Below are 17,074 nucleotides of genomic sequence, written 5' to 3'. Positions count from 1 at the left end.
GCCAGCCTCGAGGTGGGCCAGCTTCGGTGCGCCCATCACTGAGACGGAGCTGCTGCCCCCAAGTAGATGACGCACTGGTAATAAGCGCAGTGAACAACACTGCCGCTAATCGTAAGTGTGTTTTCATTTAAAAAGAGTTAGAAGAGAAAGCAAATGAAGTGTTGTCCCGGAGTGGGAAAGGTGCCTCAAAGTTACAGGGATAACTCCACAATATATCCGTACTTTATCTACAATAAAGGCGTGTTCAGCTAGTTAAAAGGCGCGTTCAGCTCTGCTCCATTCTGAAACTGAGCAGTAAAGCTGTCTGTACGCAAAAAGGTCCAACCCCGGATTTGGGATCGGACCTTTGCTGATAAAAGGTAATGGAATCGTAAAGCCCTTACTCGGCTTTGGTGAGGCGCTTGGTAATTACCTGGCCATTGCCCTGTACTTGCACTACGTAGGTCCCTTTAGGCAAACCTATAATAGGTAGACGCTCCTGGATGCCGCCGGTGCTGGAGAAAGTGCGCACTACGCGGCCTGCCATATCAGCAACCGTAATGGTATAGCGGCCTGTGGGCATGCCCGTCAGATCCAGATAGGTGGCCGTTTGGTCAGTAGCCGGGTTAGGGTATACCGTCACGTCCGCTTTGGGCGAGTTTGTGAAAGTTACCGTCTGCACGCTTGTGAGGCTGACGCTGCCATCGGTGTCCACTTGGCGCAGGCGGTAATACACGGGGCCGGTTGCTTTCCGGCCAATGCCTTCATCGGTGAAGCTGTAGGTGGTGGCCGTAGACTTAGTGCCTTGGCCCTGCACTTCGTCAATAGCAGCAAATTCCTGCCCATCAAGGCTGCGCTCTACCACGAAGTGGCTGTTGTTGAGCTCCTGTGCGGTACTCCAAGTCAGCAGAGAGTTCATGCCTGCTGCTTTGGCCGTAAAGCTTACCAGCGTAACCGGCAGCGGGGCCACCCCGATAGTGAAGGTAACGGGCTGCGTATTGGTGCCCCCGAAAACATCCACAGTGGTTACCTGCACAGTGTAGGTGCCGGCCTTAAGCTTCGTGCGGTCCTGTACCGAGATGAGCCCGGTAGTAGGGTTAAGCTGCAGGCCCAGCGACGTGAGCAGGGTAGTGCCGGCCGGGTTGGTAGCGGCACTGGCCAAGCCGTTGGCGGTAATGGCCCCGTCTGAGCTGTACTTGCCACCGTTCACGTCAAACACCGTGGCAATGGGGTCGTTGTTCTGGTAAGAGGTGGCTACTGTACCGCCCTTCGTGGGCGAATTGGTGTACAAAGAGTTGACATCCTGGCCCACCGGCAGCGTGTATAGTGCCGGAGCCGAGGTGGCATTGCCGTTGTCGGTGGCCGTGAAGGTGAAGAATACGTTGCCAACGTAACCAGCCGCCGGGTCAAAAGTGAGGAGCGCAGCATCGGCAGCCGGAATTTCTTTGTCCACGGTCAGCGGGATGCCCTGGTAGTACAGCACACCCTGCGTAGAGGCCGGAAGGGCCGTGACTTTGAAGAACGACACCGTACCATCAGCGTCCCGGCCCAGCAGCGCCGACAACGACACCGCGCCGGCCGAGTTGCCCACCGGAGCGGGCTGAGTGCTCACCACGGCAATGGCCGTGGGGGGCTGATTAGTGAGGGCCGTGTTCTGGGTGGAGCTGTTGTTGCCGCTGTTGGTTTCGGCCGTGGTGGTGGAAACTGAGCCCACCGCCGCAAAAGCCGTAGCCGGTGCCGTGAAGCTGATGGTGTTGGTTACCGCGTTGGCCGAACCGGGCTGCAGAGCCGTAATAGCCGGGAACGTTACTACTCCATTGCCACTGTTGTAGGTGCCGCCTCCCGATACTACTACGCCTGCCAGGCCAGCAGGCAGCTGCACGGTTTGCTGCACGCCCGCCGCTGCCGACGGGCCGTTGTTGAGCGTTACCACATTATACGTAGCCGAAGCACCGGGACTGCTGCTGCTGGGGCCAGTTACGGTGGTTACTACATCGGCCTGGGGCGTTACGGTAATCTGGCTGGATGCCGAGTTGTTGGCCGTGTTGGTTTCCGTCTGGCTGGCGCTGGCGAAGGCCAGCGCCGTGAACGAGCCGCTGGCTGGCGCATTCACGGTGACGGTATACGTCACCGCAACTCCCGGGGCCAGAGAACTGGTAACTGGCAGGGTCACCACGCCAGTCGTGCTGTTGTACGTGGCATTGGCGGGTAATTCTACTCCCGTGAGGCCGGCGGGCAGGTAGAGTACCGGCTGCACGTTGGTAGCACCCGTTGAGCTACCGGCGCTGTTGGTGGCCGTAACCGTGAAGGTAACGGGCTGCCCCGGCGTGCGGCTGCTGATGTTCGCCGAAATGGTAGTTACGACATCCACCGTCTGGGCCGTGGGGGCCGTAACCGTGGTAGTAGCCGTGGCCGAGTTATTAGTGGTTATTTCCTCGTTGTCTGCTGCCGTGTTGGCGGCCACCACCAATTGGGTAGTGGCCGGTGCTGTGAAGCCGATGGTGTTGGTAACGGAGCCAGCGGGCTGCGAGGCAATAGCGGGGAAAGTAACCACGCCGGTAGCACTGCTATACGTGCCCCCGCCCGATACTACTACGCCTGTCAGGCCCGTGGGCAGTTGCACCGTGGTAACTGAGTTCTGCGCCGAGGAAGTCCCGTTGTTGGTGGTGGTAACCGAGTACACTACCGGATTACCGGCTACCACGGTGGCTGGGCCCGTCAGGCTCACCGCCAGATCAGCCACTGGCGTTACGGCTGTGGTTACGGCCGAACGGTTGTTGGTGGTAATGGTTTCGGCCGTAGCCGTAGACACAGCCGCCACGTTGTTGAGCGTGCCGCCGGCCGGAGCTGTGTAAGTAATGGTATTGGTAACAGAAGCGCCAGGCAGTTGGGAGGCAATGGACGGGAAGGTGACCACCCCGGTAGCACTGCTGTAAGTGCCCCCACCCGATACCGTTACGCCTGTCAGACCCGCCGGAATCTGCACTGTGTGCTGTACGTTGCTGGCCGCCGTGCTGCCGTTGTTGGCGGTGGCCACGGTATAGGTTACTACCTGGCCGGCCGTGGCGGCCGTTGGGCCCGTGAGCGTAGTAGCTACATCCGTTACCGGGCTCACCCGCACATTGGCAGTGGAGATATTATTGGCCGGCATGGGGTCGGGAGTGCCGGATTTCACGCTGGCTCCGGCCATGAGGGTGCCGGTAGCCGGGGCATTTACTGTTACTGTATACGAAGTGCTGCTACCGGCATTCTGGGTGCCGATGGAGGGGAAAGTTACTACCCCAGTCAGCGGATCATAAGCCCCCCCGCCCGATACCGTTACACCCGTCAGGCCCGCCGGCAACGATATGGAGGTTACCACATCAATAGCCGGATTCAGCCCGTCGTTGCCCTGCGTGATGGTGTACGTTACTGCCCCACCCGGCGCCACCGAAGTAGCCGAGGGCGAAATAGTGGTGAACAGGTTGGCGCTGGTAGCAGGAGCTCTGGTAATGGCCGTAGCCGCGGCCGTAGCTGAGTTGTTAACCGGGTTAGAGTCGCCGGAAGTGGGGGTTACGCTGGCCGTAGCCGTGAACCCTGCCGCCGGGGCCAGGAAGCTGATGGTATTGTTCTGGCTGGCTCCCCCGCTCAGCGTAGCAATAACCGGGAAGGTTACCACGCCGCTGTTGCTGTCATAGGTACCGTTGTTGCTCACGTACACTCCCGTCAGGCCGGTGGGCAATTGCACCGTTTGGGTAGCACCCGCGGCCACCGAGGGCCCGTTGTTCTGGGTGATAACACTGAACGTGGTGAGGGTGCCTTCTACCGTAGTGCTCGGCCCACTGATGCGCGTTACCAAATCAAATACCGGCGTGAGGGCAATGGTGGCAGTGGACGTGTTGTTGGCCGTCTGGCCCAGCTCTACGTCCGGCGTAGCAATGCTGGCCGTAGCCGTTACCCCGCTGCCCGTAGCCGGAGTGGTGAACAGAATCCGGAAGCTGTTGGAAGCGCCGCTGGAAAGGGTGGCGAGTGTGGGGAAGGTCACCAGGCCGGTAGCCGGGTCATAGGAGCCGCCATCTGGCAACGATACGCCCGCGAGGCCCGCTGGCAGCTGTACCTGGCGGGTTACGCTGGTGGCCGTGTTGGGGCCGTTGTTGCTGAAAACGGCCGTGAACTGGCCCTGCGCCCCGGCGTTGATGGGGCTGGCCGCCGCCGTCAGGGTTACGGCCACATCGGCTACGGCCTGCACATCCAGCGCCAGCGTAAACTGGTCGGGAGCCGCGTTAGGGCCCTGGCCGGTAGTGGTGCTGGTGGTGGCCACTAGGCTGGCCGCGCCCGGAGTAGCCGGAGCTGTAAAGCTGAACTGGTACGCATTGGATGACCCCGCCGCCAGGGTTGCCGCGGTGCCGAAGTCAATTACGCGGGTGGTGGCGTTATAAGTCGCGCCGTTCGGAATAATCACGCTGGTAGCACCGGCGGGCAAGGTAACGGTTTGAGCTACCGTGCTGGCAGTGCTCAGGCCATTGTTGCTGAAGGTAGCCGTGTAGGTACCCGACGGCTGGCCGGCCAGTAGGCTGGTAGGGCCGTTGATAACCGTGGTTACATCCGCCAGCGGGTTTATTACCACAGTGCCGCTGCCCGAGTTGTTGGCCGTATTGCCGCCCTCACTGGCATCACCGCTGATAACGGCCGCTGCCGTAACCGAAGGTGCATTGGCTGGGGCCGTGAATGTAATAACGGAGTTCTGCGAAGCCCCGCTGGCCAACGACGGCAGCAACGTGTAGGTTACCACGCCGGTAGCAGGGTTGTAGGTGCCGCCGTTGGTAGCGGTTACGCCCGTAAGGCCGGCTGGAAGCTGCACCTGCCGCACCACGTTGTTAGAAGCATCGGGGCCGGTGTTAGTGAAGGCTACGTTGAACTGCCCTTGCGTGCCAGCGTTGATGGGCGTGGTCTGGGGAGTTACCGTGGTAGCCAAATCGGCCTGGGCGCAGAATGAGATATTGTTGATACCCAGGTTCTGCTCCCGGGCCCCGGTCAGGCTACCGGAAGAGTTGGAATACGTGAGTACCAAGCGCCGAATGGGCGTGGTAAAACGCACCGTCAGGTTACCGGCCGCATCACCGGCCTCCGCAGTATTAGTGCCGCGGGCGGTGTTAGGTGCAACAAACTCATTGGCCGCCCCGAACGAGAAATTAGCCGCACTCAGTGTTGCTGCCGTACCGCCGGTAGCTACCGAGTACCCGTCAAACCGCACGTTGTCAATGAAGTTGGCCGTAGTAGTGTTCCGGTCAATATCTTGGATATTCAGCGTCAGGTTATCTACTAAGCGGTTGAAGAGCAGCGTAACCGTAGCGTTGCCAAGCGTGGTAGTGGTGTTCAGCGTCCATACCAGCGTCTGGCCTTGTAGTACGCCGGCGTTGGTACCCACACTGAACACGTTGGTACCCGCTGAAGCAGCCGTATAGCCAGTGTATGTGAAGGAGGTACCACTCACGGTTTCAGTGGCAGTGCGCCGGTCACCGGTAGTGGTAGTAGTGGTGTAGTTGAGCGTGCTTACCTGGTTACAGTCACTTACCGTAAGGTTGCGAGTGGCCGTGTTGTTGGCCGTAGCACCATTTTCGTTGCCGGGGGTAGAGGTGCTGGCTACCAGGCTGTAAGCGCCCGTAGCAGTAGGTACCGTGAAGCTGAACGTAAACGAGCTGGGGCTACCGCTGGCCACCGAAGCCGCCGTGCCGAAGTTGATTACCCGGGTAGCGGGGTCATAGGTGGCACCCGTCGGAATGGTCACGTTGGTAGCACCCACCGGCAGGGTTACCTGGCGGGCTACTTGCTGGGCTGCATCGGGGCCGTTGTTGCCGTACTCCACGGTGTAGCTTACGGTATTGCCCACGTTGGCCGCTACCGGGCCCGCCGTGAAGCGGGTATACACATCCACTACCGAGCACCACGACATGGAGTTGATGCCAATCAGCTGTCCGCCGGGGTCAGCCACGCCTTCGGCGTTGCGGTAAGTAAGCTGCAGGCGCACAATGGGCTGCGGAAACGTAACCACCACGTTGCTGCTGGGCCCGAAGTTGTTGGCGTTGCCCTGGCCGGTGATGGTGTTGGGTGTAGAGAAATTGTTGGAGTTGTTAGGAGCCAGGGCCACATCCGCCGCCGACAGGGAAATCACCTGCCCGGAAGCGGTGTATCCGTTCAGCTGCAGCTGGTCGCGCCATACGTTGTTTACCTGGTCGATATCAGCCAAAGCCAGCGAGAAGTTGTCCAGCGGCCGGCTAAAAGTGAAGTCTACCGAGGAAGCGGCGCTGCTGGCGGAGGCGTAGTCAGCCGTCCAAGCCAGGCTTTTGCCCGGCAACGACTGGTTGTCCTCCACGCGCAAAGTCGTCTGGCCACTGGGGGCCGTGTAGTTGCTGGCCGTAATGGTTACGCCTTCAATCAATACCGACTGCGTGGTCTGGAAATCCTGACCAGTGCTGAGGTTGGCGAAGTTGAGTGTGCTGGCTTGGCCGCAAATGGTCTTGGCTACCGGAATGCCGTACGTGGCCGTAGTACCAGGGGTACCGCTGGCGTTGCGGCCCCGGTACGAGAATACCGCCGTACCAAAAAAGCCGGCCGCCGGGTCAAACGTCAGCTGGCTGGCCTGAGCGGCCGTTACAATCTGGCCCGCCGTGACGGCCGTACCGTTCAGGGCCAGAACGCCTTGGGTGGTGCTGGGCACCGACAGAATTGCAAAATCAGTGGCTGCAATGCTACCGGGCTCTACCGAAAGCGGCTCGGTGAGCGGAGTAGCAGGAGCACCAGCCGGCACAATCTGCGACACCAGTACGGCTGCTACCGGCGTCTGCTGCACGTTGATGGTGTATGTGGCCGAGGCTGATAAGTCAGTACTGCTGTTGCGGGCCCGCCACTGAAAGTTAGTGGTAGCGGTAGTATTAGCTACCGGCCGGATAGCTACCCGGTCGTATTGAGATACAGGAATTTCATCTGGAACAGCCGTAATCAGGCGACTTGCCCCCGTAGCTGAGTTGTAGGCGTACAGTTCTGCTACAGCCGGGTCTGGCAAGGTAATATATCGGAAGGCCGTAATCGGGAAGCCACCGTCATTGATGACGGTCAGAGTTGAAATGTAGATGAGGTTGGTAGTGCCCCCAATAGTTATGGTCTGGTTGCCTACCGTGGGGGCGGCCGTCGGCTTGCCCGCTACCGGATTACCTACCACGGAGGTGGTCACCGGATTGGCCTCTACTGCTTCCAGGCGTTGCTGCCGGAACGAAGGGGGCTGCAGGTCACTGATACTGGGCATTACAGCCGGCAGAGTGCTTGGCGGCGTAACGCGTTGGGCCTGCACGTCGGGTGATGCCAGGCAGGCGCCAGCAAGTAGCGCAACCCAGAGACGTAAAGCTTTCTTCATGAGATAAATAAGTTGGTGCAAACTGTATTCAAGCAGGAGTCAACAGCTCGGAATGGAATGTGCCAACGCCGCGGGGCCTCGCTTCTCTACCATGAAGCCCGCTAGTTTTGCCTCAGCAACTCTTCCTATCCGACAAAAGCCAACTATTGCTGTGTGAACCTACGCACGCACCAGGGCAAATGGTTCAACGGTCTAATAATGAGATATATACATTCTAATAATGGGAATTAACTGTAAAATGCGTCAAATCGGGACAAAGTATTTGCACCTGAGTAGTGCGGGAATAGGTGTAGTATATCTGCTTGATAATCAAAGAATATGAAACGGTGGCCAGCTTTATGAAAGTGGTAGCGAATTTGTATCCGGGATAGTGTAGCCCAACAGCAATTCCGGGAATGAGACAAAAAATATTGCTGCCTGTTTAAGGCCGTTTTGCAGTAATCAGAACCGTAAAAAACCTATCGGCGCAACCTAAGCGTCCTGTAGTCGGGCTAACAGGGTGCTGGCAACTGCCTACTGCGGCAGGCCCAAACAAAAGCGCCCGACCATAAGGCCGGGCGCTTATAAAGCACAATGAAAAAGGCAGGTCGAGGCTTAGTACACCTGGTTGCGGCCGCTCTGGTTTACCAGCTGCTGCACTTCCTGGTTGAAGCCGGCTTCCTGGCGCAGATCCTCCAGCGGAATATGGAAGCGGTACTTCCAGAAGTGGGTGGGGTTGGCCGGCACGTTGATCTGCTCCTCCAGTGGGTCCTGGCGGCGCAGGCGGGCATCCATGGCCAGCAAATCCTGGAGCGGGAAAATGGCCCACATAGCCGGGGAGTACAGGTGCTGTACCGTCAGTTCCCGGGCTACCCAGGGCTCACAATACTGCGGAGCCTGCTCGCCCCAGTGGCCCAGAATCGTCTCGAAGAACTTTTGGGTTTGCTCCCGGTCCTCTTCCCACCAGCCGCGCACGGTGCTCATATCGTGGGAGCCGGGGCTCACTACGCTCAGGTACGGGGCCGCGTTGGGGTGGCCAAACTCCACGGTGGGGTCGGAGGGCATGCGCTGGATGTTGAGGCCCAGGATGCCCAGCGCCTTCATCACGCCCGGCACCGACTCGGGCACCATGCCCAGGTCTTCGCCGCAGATGAGCATATCAGTGGCCCAGCGCACGGCGGGCAGCTTCACCAGGCCCTGGCGGCGCCAGAACTCTTCGTGCCGTCGGAAAAAGAAGTCGATGTAGATGTCGTGCATGCGGGGCCGGCTCTGCTCATCCAATTCTTTGAAGGAGCGGCTCAGGTACACCGTGATGCGCGGGTGGTAGAAGTCGGCGCGCAGGTCGTCGGGCACGAACAGCACCTCGTTGGCCAGCTTGTAGAGGCCGGTGCGCAGCCAGGTGTAGTGCTCGGTGTTGGCCGGGTCCTGCTGCATCTTTTCCGCAAACACGGCTTCCATCTGGCGCTGGGTGCGCACGTGGTCCTTGAGGCGGATAACGCCGTGGCCGGTATCCTCCATAAACTCATCAAACACGCTCTGGGCCTGGCCGTGGAAGATTTCCTGCAAAATGTGCCAGCGGATGTAGGGCTCACACAGACGGCCGTAATCAAACCAGCCGAGGCGCTGCTCAATCTCGTGCTGGTGCAGGGGCAACGCGGGCGAGAAGTGCCCGAGCAGGCCTTCCACCGAGTGGCCGGGAATTTCCCAGATGCGGAAGAAGCCCAGAATATGGTCGATGCGCAGGGCGTCGAAGTAGCGGGCCAAGTGGCCCATGCGCTGCTGCCACCACTGGTAGCCGTCCTCGGCCATCCGCTCCCAGTTGTAGGTGGGGAAGCGCCAGTTCTGGCCCGTCACCGAGAAATCGTCGGGCGGGGCGCCGGCCTGCTGGTGCATGTGGTATAGCTCGGGCTGGGTCCAGGCATCCACCGAGTGGCGGTAGATGCCAATGGGCAAGTCGCCTTTCACCACCACGCCACGCTGGCGGGCGTAGTCCACGGCATCCAGCAGCTGCTTATCCAAGTGAAACTGCGTGAACAGGTGCACGCCAAACTCGTCAAATTCGGGGTTGTCCTCGCGCACCAGCTCGGCGGCTACGGCCGGAGTGCGGAACTCCTCGGGCCACTGCGTGAAGTCGGCCGTACCGAAACGGTCGCGCAGGCCGCAGAAGGCCGCGTAGGGCAGCAGCCAGGATTTCTGCTCGTCGCGGAACAACTGGTACATGGGGTCGGCCAGCAGGGCGGCCTTCTCCTGCTTATACAGCTGCTTGATGAACTTCCACTTAGCGTTCATCACCGGCTCATAGTCCACGAAGTCTTTGGCGTTGAACTCTTCGCGCAGGCGGGCCAGCTCCTCGCGGGCGGCCGCATCCTGCAGTTCGGCAATGGCATCGAGGTTGAGGTACTGCGGGTGCAGCGCAAACACCGAAATGGCGGCGTAAGGGTAGCTGTCTACCCAGGTATGCGTGGCCACGGTATCGTTGATGGGCAGAATCTGCACCAGCTTGAGGCCGGTAGCCTCAGCCCAATCCACCAGCAGCTTGATGTCGGGGAACTCGCCCACGCCCAGGCCCTGGCGGCTGCGCAAGGCAAACACTGGCAGCGCCACGCCGGCTCCGCGCCAGTTGCCGGTAGGGTAGCGGAACTGGTCGTCGGCCTTCACGCGCAAAGTGCGCTTGTCCTGGCTAGCGGTAATCAGGCGGTCTTCCCCGGCTTCCAGCTGCACAATCTGCCGGGTGCGCGGGTCCCAGATACCATATTTATATTGAGCGGTGCGGTCTGGGTTTTCCAGGGCCACATCGGCCGTCCAGGTAGGGTAGGCCGCATCCGAAAGCACCACGGCCTGCTGCGCGTCCCAGCCGCCCAGAGCCGGGTCGGAGCCGAGCACGCAGAGCTGGTGGCCGGAATCGACGCGGGGGGCGGAAAGCTGGAAGCGCACCACCGCGCCGGCCGAAGCCGCGGCCGTAACGGCGGGAGCCGGCGCGGCGCGGCGCATCAGGGCCTTGGTGAAGGCGGCGGTGTGCAGCTCGTTTTCGGGCAGGGCCGGGGCCCGCCAGAAATCCTCCAGCACCACGCGGGTAAACTGGCCGGCATCGTATCCGATAGTACGGTTGGGGCCCCACTCCCAGTGCTTACCCCCATCCCGCTCATCCAGCAGCACGTATTTATACTCCACGGTACCAAGCTGGTCGTCGGGCAGGCTGATTTCCTGAGTCCAGAGGCCAGCCTCAGGGTGGTAGTGCAGGCTCAGAGCTTGGTCGAGGCTCCACTGGCCCAGGCTGGGCAAAGAGCCACATACCACCAGGCGCTGGCCCCAGGCCGTGCGGAAGGGTAGCGTAAAGCGAAGAATCATCGGGTACTGATCAGGTAAAAAATGGCCCCGAAGATACTGCATCTTAAGCTAAAACGGCACCGGTTGGTCAGCCAAAGCGAGGCTAATAGGTTAGAAATCCCCTGTTTATTTTCGGGGGATAATGCCTGGTTGACCAAGGGTTGATGTCCGGTTGATTTCCTGGAGCGGACGGCCAAGTAAGTACTCAGTAACCAGTTGGAAAGGGCTGGGTTATTCGCCCGTGCGCCGGTACTTTTTCTGGCGCGCGCGCAGGGCTTTGGAGGGTTGCTTGCCGGTACTCTGCAGCGTAATAAGCAGGTTTTTTTCGGTGAGCGGGCTGCGGATTTCTACCCGCTGCGGCTCGTGGGCCGGGAAGCCGACTAGCAATACCACCGGCTCGTTGGCCGGCAGCGTCAGCAAAAACGTCCCCTCGGAGTTGGCGCTGGCCGAAATCAGCTTCCGGCCTTCCACGCCAATGGCGGCCCCGGCCAGCGGCTGCCCGGTACTGCTCACTACTTTGCCGGTTAGCTGCACGCTGACCTGGCCCATAGCGGCGGACGGAGCTTGTTGCGCCCGGCCCGGGTGGGCCAGCAGCAGCGTTAGCCCCAGCAAAAGCAGGGCGGGCCGAAAAAGAACAGGGCGGAGGTGGGTGGAGTGGAGCATGGGGAATTGGCAATGAGGAGAGTGCGGGGAGAAAAGCGGTAATTTGGTCGGAAACTACAACTCTGCCGCGCACCATGCACAAGCTCATCGGTAGGCAGATGGTTTTTGTGGCTGGATGGTGCATGCCGGTTGTTAAAACGCCAACGAGCCAACCCGCCCCCCGATTTTACCGTTTGCCCGAGCAAGTTTCATCTATACACGCTGCCTTTTGCCGGTTACTCTACGTCGCGTTCTGTATGGCCTGCTGGGCCTAATTGGGCTGGTGCTGCTGTTAGTGGCCGGCCTGTATGTGTACATCCAAACCCCATCGGGCCAGGATTTTGTGGCCCGCAAAGCCGAGGGTTATTTGCGCGACAAGCTGCAAACGGAGGTGCGCATCGGCAAGTTTCGCTCCGACTTCAAGCACGCCATCAGCTTCGACGGGGTGTACCTGGAAGACCAGAAAGGCGACACGCTACTGTCGGTGGGCCACCTGGGCGTTGACCTGGATTTGTGGGCGCTGACAAAATCGGAAATCAACCTGAAAAGTCTGGAGCTGAATGACGGGCGGCTGGCCATTACCCGCACCGAGCCTGACAGCATCAGTAACTACGACTTCATCCTCAAGGCCTTTGCCACCGGCGACACCAGCACTGTGGCTACCACCCCGGCCGATACCACCGGCGCGGGCTTCAGGTACGACATCGGCGACCTGCGCCTCACCAATATTCTGCTCACCTACAACGACCAGGTGGACGGCATGAACGTGCGCACCCGGGTGGGCGAGTTGGCCGTAAGCATGGACGAGGTAAACGTGGACGCCTCCACCTATAAAGTGGACCAGGCGGCGCTGCGCAACACCGGCGTCACCATCGTGCAAACCAAAGTGCCGCCGGATACCCCCCAGGATACGGCCGCGTTGCAGCTGGAATTCGGGCTGAACCGGGCCCAGCTGGAAAACGTGAGTTTGAGCTACCGCAACAACCCCTCGGCCCAGTTCATCAGTACCCGCATCGGCGAGGCCGACGTGACGGCCGATAACATCGACCTAAAAAACAGCCGGGTGGCGCTGAACACGCTCAAGCTCAAAAATACCACCTTCGCCTACGCCCAGAACGAGAACGTGCCGGTGGAGCAGCGCGTGGTGAACCCCGCCGAAGCCGTGCGCGACCTGAACGCCGCCGTGGAAAACGCCACCGGCCAGGAGGCCAGTTGGGTAGTAAGCCTGAAGCAGTCGGATATCAGCGGGGTGGACGTGGCCTTTGATAACTTCAACGAGCCGGCCCAGAAAACCCGCATCCGGGGCATGGACTACAACCACCTGAAGTTCACGAACCTCACGCTCAACACCGAAAACCTGCGCTACTCCGCCGACAGCACCACCGGCCGCATCACGCAGCTGGCCGGGCAGGAGCAGAGCGGCTTTGCCATAACCCGCGCCGCCGCCGACGTGCTCTACGACGCCAACCGCATCCAGCTCAACAACCTGGATTTGGTAACGCCCCACAGCCACCTCAAGCGCCGCATCGGTATTGGCTTTAAGGACCTGGCGGCCATTCCCGACGATTTGCCCAACCTGCGGATGAACGGTGACCTGCGCGAGGCTCGCCTGGGCTTCCGCGACGTGCTGTACATCACGCCGAGTCTGATTGACACGCCCCCGTTCAGCAGCGGGCCCAACCAGTCGTTTTTGATAAGTGGGCTGGTAAGCGGGCGGCTGGGTGATTTGCGGGTGCAGAACCTGGACTTCACGGGCTTCCGCAACTCCGTGGTGCGCGGCTCGGGCCGGATTCAGGGTCTGCCCAACACCGACGACCGGCTGATTCTGGATCTGAACCTGGGCTACGTGCGCACCACCGAAAACGACCTGCGCAGCCTGCTGCCCAAAGGCACCTTGCCGGAGCTGGGCATCAACCCCAATGCCCCCATGACCATGAGCGGGCAGGTGAAAGGCCGCATCAGCAACCTGGCGCTTAACAACATCAGCTTTCAGGGCCTGCAAGGCACCCGCATCCGGACTACCGGTCGGCTGGTGGGCCTGCCGAATACGGACCGCCGCCTGTTCGTGGATTTCAACATCAAGGAGTTCACCTCTACCGCCGCCGATATTCGGGGGATTCTGCCGGCCGGCACCATTCCGGCGGGCTATAATTTGCCGCCCCGCATTTCGGCTACCGGCACGTTCCGGGGCCGGCCCACGGCGCTGGTGTTTGATACCGACCTGAAAGCCCAGACAACTTACGGCAACCTAGCCGCCAAGGTGAACGTGGGCGAAGGCCCCCAGGGGCAGGAGCCGGTTTCGGCCGTGTTCAGCACCCAGGGTCTGGATGTGGGCAAGTTTATGAATGACCCTACCATTGGTAAGGTAACCGCTAATGGTACCCTCACCGGCCGCGGTGGCCTCGACCCCAACCAATTGCGGGGGCAACTGAAAGCCAACGTGCAGCAGGCCACCTACAATGGCTATACCTACCGCGGCATCACCGCCAACGTGGACATCGACCGGAACCGCTACGTGGTGGACGCCAGCAGCAAGGACGACCCCAACCTGAACCTGGATGTGCTGGCCACCATCGACCTGCGCAACGCCGCCAACCCCACCTATACCGTGGACCGCCTGAACCTGCGCGGGGCCAACCTCACGGCCCTGGGCTTCTACTCCGGCGGCGACCTGCGCGTGCAGGGCGACCTGACCGCCAACCTCAGCGGCTCCGATCTGAACACGCTCAACGGCACGTTCTCCGGCAACCGCATCGTCATCGTAAGCAACAACCAGCCATTTGCGCTGGACTCGGTGAGCGGGCGCATTGTGCAGCGCACCGGCCGCACCGAGGTGGATTTTGCCAGCTCGGTGGCCGACGTGACCCTGCGCGGCAACACCCGCCTCGGCGACATTGCCACGGCCTTGCAGCAGCACATCGATAGGTATTTTGACCTGCCGGGCGTGCAGTTCCGGCCCGGGGGCGAGTACCGGCAGTTCTCGTTCGAGGCCAACGTGAAGCAGCCCCGCCTGATTCAGCAGTTGGTGCCCGACCTCAAGCGCCTCACGCCCTTCAAGCTCACCGGCAGCTACGACAGCCGCCAGGCCGACCTGCGCCTGAACACGGCCATCCGCCGCATCGTGTACATGGGCTACGCTATGGATTCGCTGAAGCTCAACGTCAGCTCCGACCCGCAGAAGCTGGATTACGCCCTGGGTTTGCGCCAGGTCAGCCAGGATACCACGCTGCGGATTCCGAACCCCAGCCTCACGGGTAGCATTCAGAACAATGAAATCGGGACCCGCCTGCGCATTGCGGAGTCCGACAGCGCCGAGCGGCTGAACCTGGCCGGGACGCTGCGGGAGCTGAACGGCGGCGAGGCCTACGTATTCCGCTTCGACCCCAAGCTGATGCTGGACCAGAAGCAGTGGGACACGCCCGCCGACAATGAGTTGCGCTACACCGCCAGCACCGGGGCCATCTTCGCCCGCAACGTGAGCTTCTCGCGCAACCAGCGCCGCCTCAGCCTCGAAACCCTGACCGGGCCCCAGTTCCCGTTGCAGGTAACTATGCAGAACCTCGAAATCAACGCCCTGGGCCGGGCAGCCGGCTTCCAGGATTCCCTGATTGCGGGCACGCTCAACGGGCAGGCCGTGGCCTACAGCCTGGGCCAGCCTAAGCAAGCCTTCACGGCCAACGCTACGCTGGGCGGTTTTGCTTACAACAAGGCCCTGATTGGGGACGTGGCCGTGCAGGCCACCAACCCCACCCCAGACCGTTATAATGTGGATGCCCGCCTCACCAACCAGCAGGGCATGGATGTGCGCGCCGTGGGCTACTACCTGGCCACGCCGCCTTCGCCCATTCAGTTCGACGTAAACGTGAACCGGCTGGACCTCAAAATCATCGAGCCGTTTTCCCTGGGCCAGCTCCAGCAGATGGGCGGGGGCGTAACCGGGCAGCTGGCCGTAACGGGCACGGTAAGCAAGCCCGACATCAACGGCACGCTCACTACCACGCCCGATGCCACTTTCGCGCTCAGCCAGCTGGGCGCGCCCTTCTTCCTGAAGTCCCAGGAAATTGCGTTTACCAACCAGGGTATCGGGTTCGATGACTTTGCGGTGACGGACTCCCTGGGCAGCCAGGCCATCATCAACGGCCGAATTCTGACCTCGGATTACGTGTCGGATTTCCGCTTCAACCTGCAGGCTACTACCGACAACTTCCTGGCCGTGCAAAGCTCCCGCCGCGAGAACAACCTGTTCTGGGGCAAGCTGTTCGTGGATTCCGACTCCCGCATTACCGGCACGCTCAACCTGCCGGTGGTGCGCACCCGGGCCCGCGTGGCCGATGGCTCCAACCTGTTTGTGGGCATCCCGACGGACGACCCCGTGAAGGTGGAGCGCGACGGTATCGTGGAGTTCGTGGATAAGAGCGCGCCCATTGATACCATGCTGGCCCGGCAGCTGGCCCTGGACACGGCCCAGACCGCCGGCAGCTACGATATTCAGGCCGTAGTGACGGTAACCGACAACACACCCTTCACCATTGTGGTGGATGAAGCCTCCGGCGACAACCTGAAAGTGCAGGCCAACGGCACGCTCAACACGGCCATCGACCCCGCCGGCACCATCACCCTCACCGGCCGCCTCGACGTGACCAAGGGCAAGTACCAGATGTCGCTCTACGACCTGGCTTCCCGCGAATTTGACATTGCGCCCGGCTCCTCCATTACCTGGAGCGGCGACCCGTACAACGGGCAAGCCAACGTAACGGCCCTCTACAACGTGCGCGCCGCTCCCGCCGAGCTGATTTCGGCCCAGGGCACCACCGACGAAACCCTGAACGCGCTGGGCCGCAACGCCCTGCCGTTTGTGGTGGATTTGAAAGTGACCGGGGAACTGCTTAAGCCCATTATCGGGTTTGATATCCGCCTGCCCGAAGAAACCCGCTCCGATTTGCGCGGCCCCATTGAGGCCCGCCTCACCCAGCTGCGCCAGCCCTCCCAGGAAAGTGAGCTGAATAAGCAGGTATTCTCCCTGCTGGTGCTGGGCCGCTTCCTGGCCGATGACCCCTTCCGGAGCAGCAGCGGCAACTTAGTGGCCCAGCAGCTGCGCGGCTCGGCCAGCCAGGTACTCACCCAGCAGCTCAACAACCTCACTGGCTCTTACCTCTCCAACCTGGGCGTGGAGCTAGGTGTGAACTCCTACGCCGACTTCAGCAGCGGCCAGGAGAAAACCCGCACCGACCTGAACGTGGCCGTGCGCCGCCAGCTGCTCAACAACCGCCTCACTGTGCGTCTCGGCACCGATGTACCCCTAGGCGGCGGCAACCAAGCCAGTACCGGTCAGAATGGGGCTGGTGTAAGTGCTTTTGCCGGGGATGTGAGCGTGGAATACAACGTGCTGGCTAATGGCCGTATCCGCCTGCGGGCCTTCCGCAACAACGCCTATGGCGACATTGACGGGCAGTTTGTGCGCACCGGCGCCTCGCTCATCTTCCAGCGCGACTACCAGACTTTGGCTGACCTGTTTAAGGGTATCGACGACAACGTGAAGGAAGAAGTGAAGCTGGAAAGCCGCCGCCGTCGACAGGACCGCCGCGCCGGTCGAGACTCCACCAACGCTGCCCCCAACGCCCGCCCCGATTCCCTGCGCCAGCGCCCCATGGTCCGGCCCGATTCGGCCCGGCGCGCCAGCCGCCCGGTTTCCCGCCCCGATTCTACCCGCCGCTAGTTTTTATACCGGAGCGGCAGGCTTCTCGCCGCCGCTTCTCC

The 17,074-nt window shown here is 61.1% G+C and carries 4 protein-coding genes; 1 reads left to right on the top strand and 3 read right to left on the bottom strand.

Features of this window, described 5'->3' with window-relative positions; translation table 11 throughout:
- Positions 1-379: 379 nt before the first annotated feature.
- From ROI90_RS05740 to ROI90_RS05730, 3 genes are all read right to left on the bottom strand, one after another.
- Complete coding sequence (locus tag ROI90_RS05740) at positions 380-7,369, bottom strand: T9SS type A sorting domain-containing protein (RefSeq protein ID WP_315997378.1); 6,990 nt, start codon at positions 7,367-7,369, stop codon at positions 380-382.
- Between the two features lie 594 nt (positions 7,370-7,963).
- Positions 7,964-10,696, bottom strand: coding sequence for a 4-alpha-glucanotransferase (locus ROI90_RS05735; RefSeq protein WP_315997377.1), 2,733 nt, complete (start codon positions 10,694-10,696; stop codon positions 7,964-7,966).
- Between the two features lie 210 nt (positions 10,697-10,906).
- Positions 10,907-11,338, bottom strand: coding sequence for a peptidase associated/transthyretin-like domain-containing protein (locus ROI90_RS05730; protein WP_315997376.1), 432 nt, complete (start codon positions 11,336-11,338; stop codon positions 10,907-10,909).
- 208 nt (positions 11,339-11,546) lie between these two features.
- Between ROI90_RS05730 and ROI90_RS05725 the strand changes: the two genes are divergently transcribed.
- Positions 11,547-17,033 carry a translocation/assembly module TamB domain-containing protein gene (locus tag ROI90_RS05725; RefSeq protein ID WP_315997375.1) on the top strand — a complete coding sequence of 1,829 codons (5,487 nt, stop codon included), beginning with the start codon at positions 11,547-11,549 and terminating at the stop codon, positions 17,031-17,033.
- Positions 17,034-17,074: the final 41 nt, after the last annotated feature.

The organism is Hymenobacter endophyticus (genome assembly GCF_032464715.1).
Taxonomy (GTDB): domain Bacteria; phylum Bacteroidota; class Bacteroidia; order Cytophagales; family Hymenobacteraceae; genus Hymenobacter; species Hymenobacter endophyticus.
Note: the sequence above shows the minus strand (reverse complement) of the source record. Positions and strands in the feature narration are given on the sequence as shown.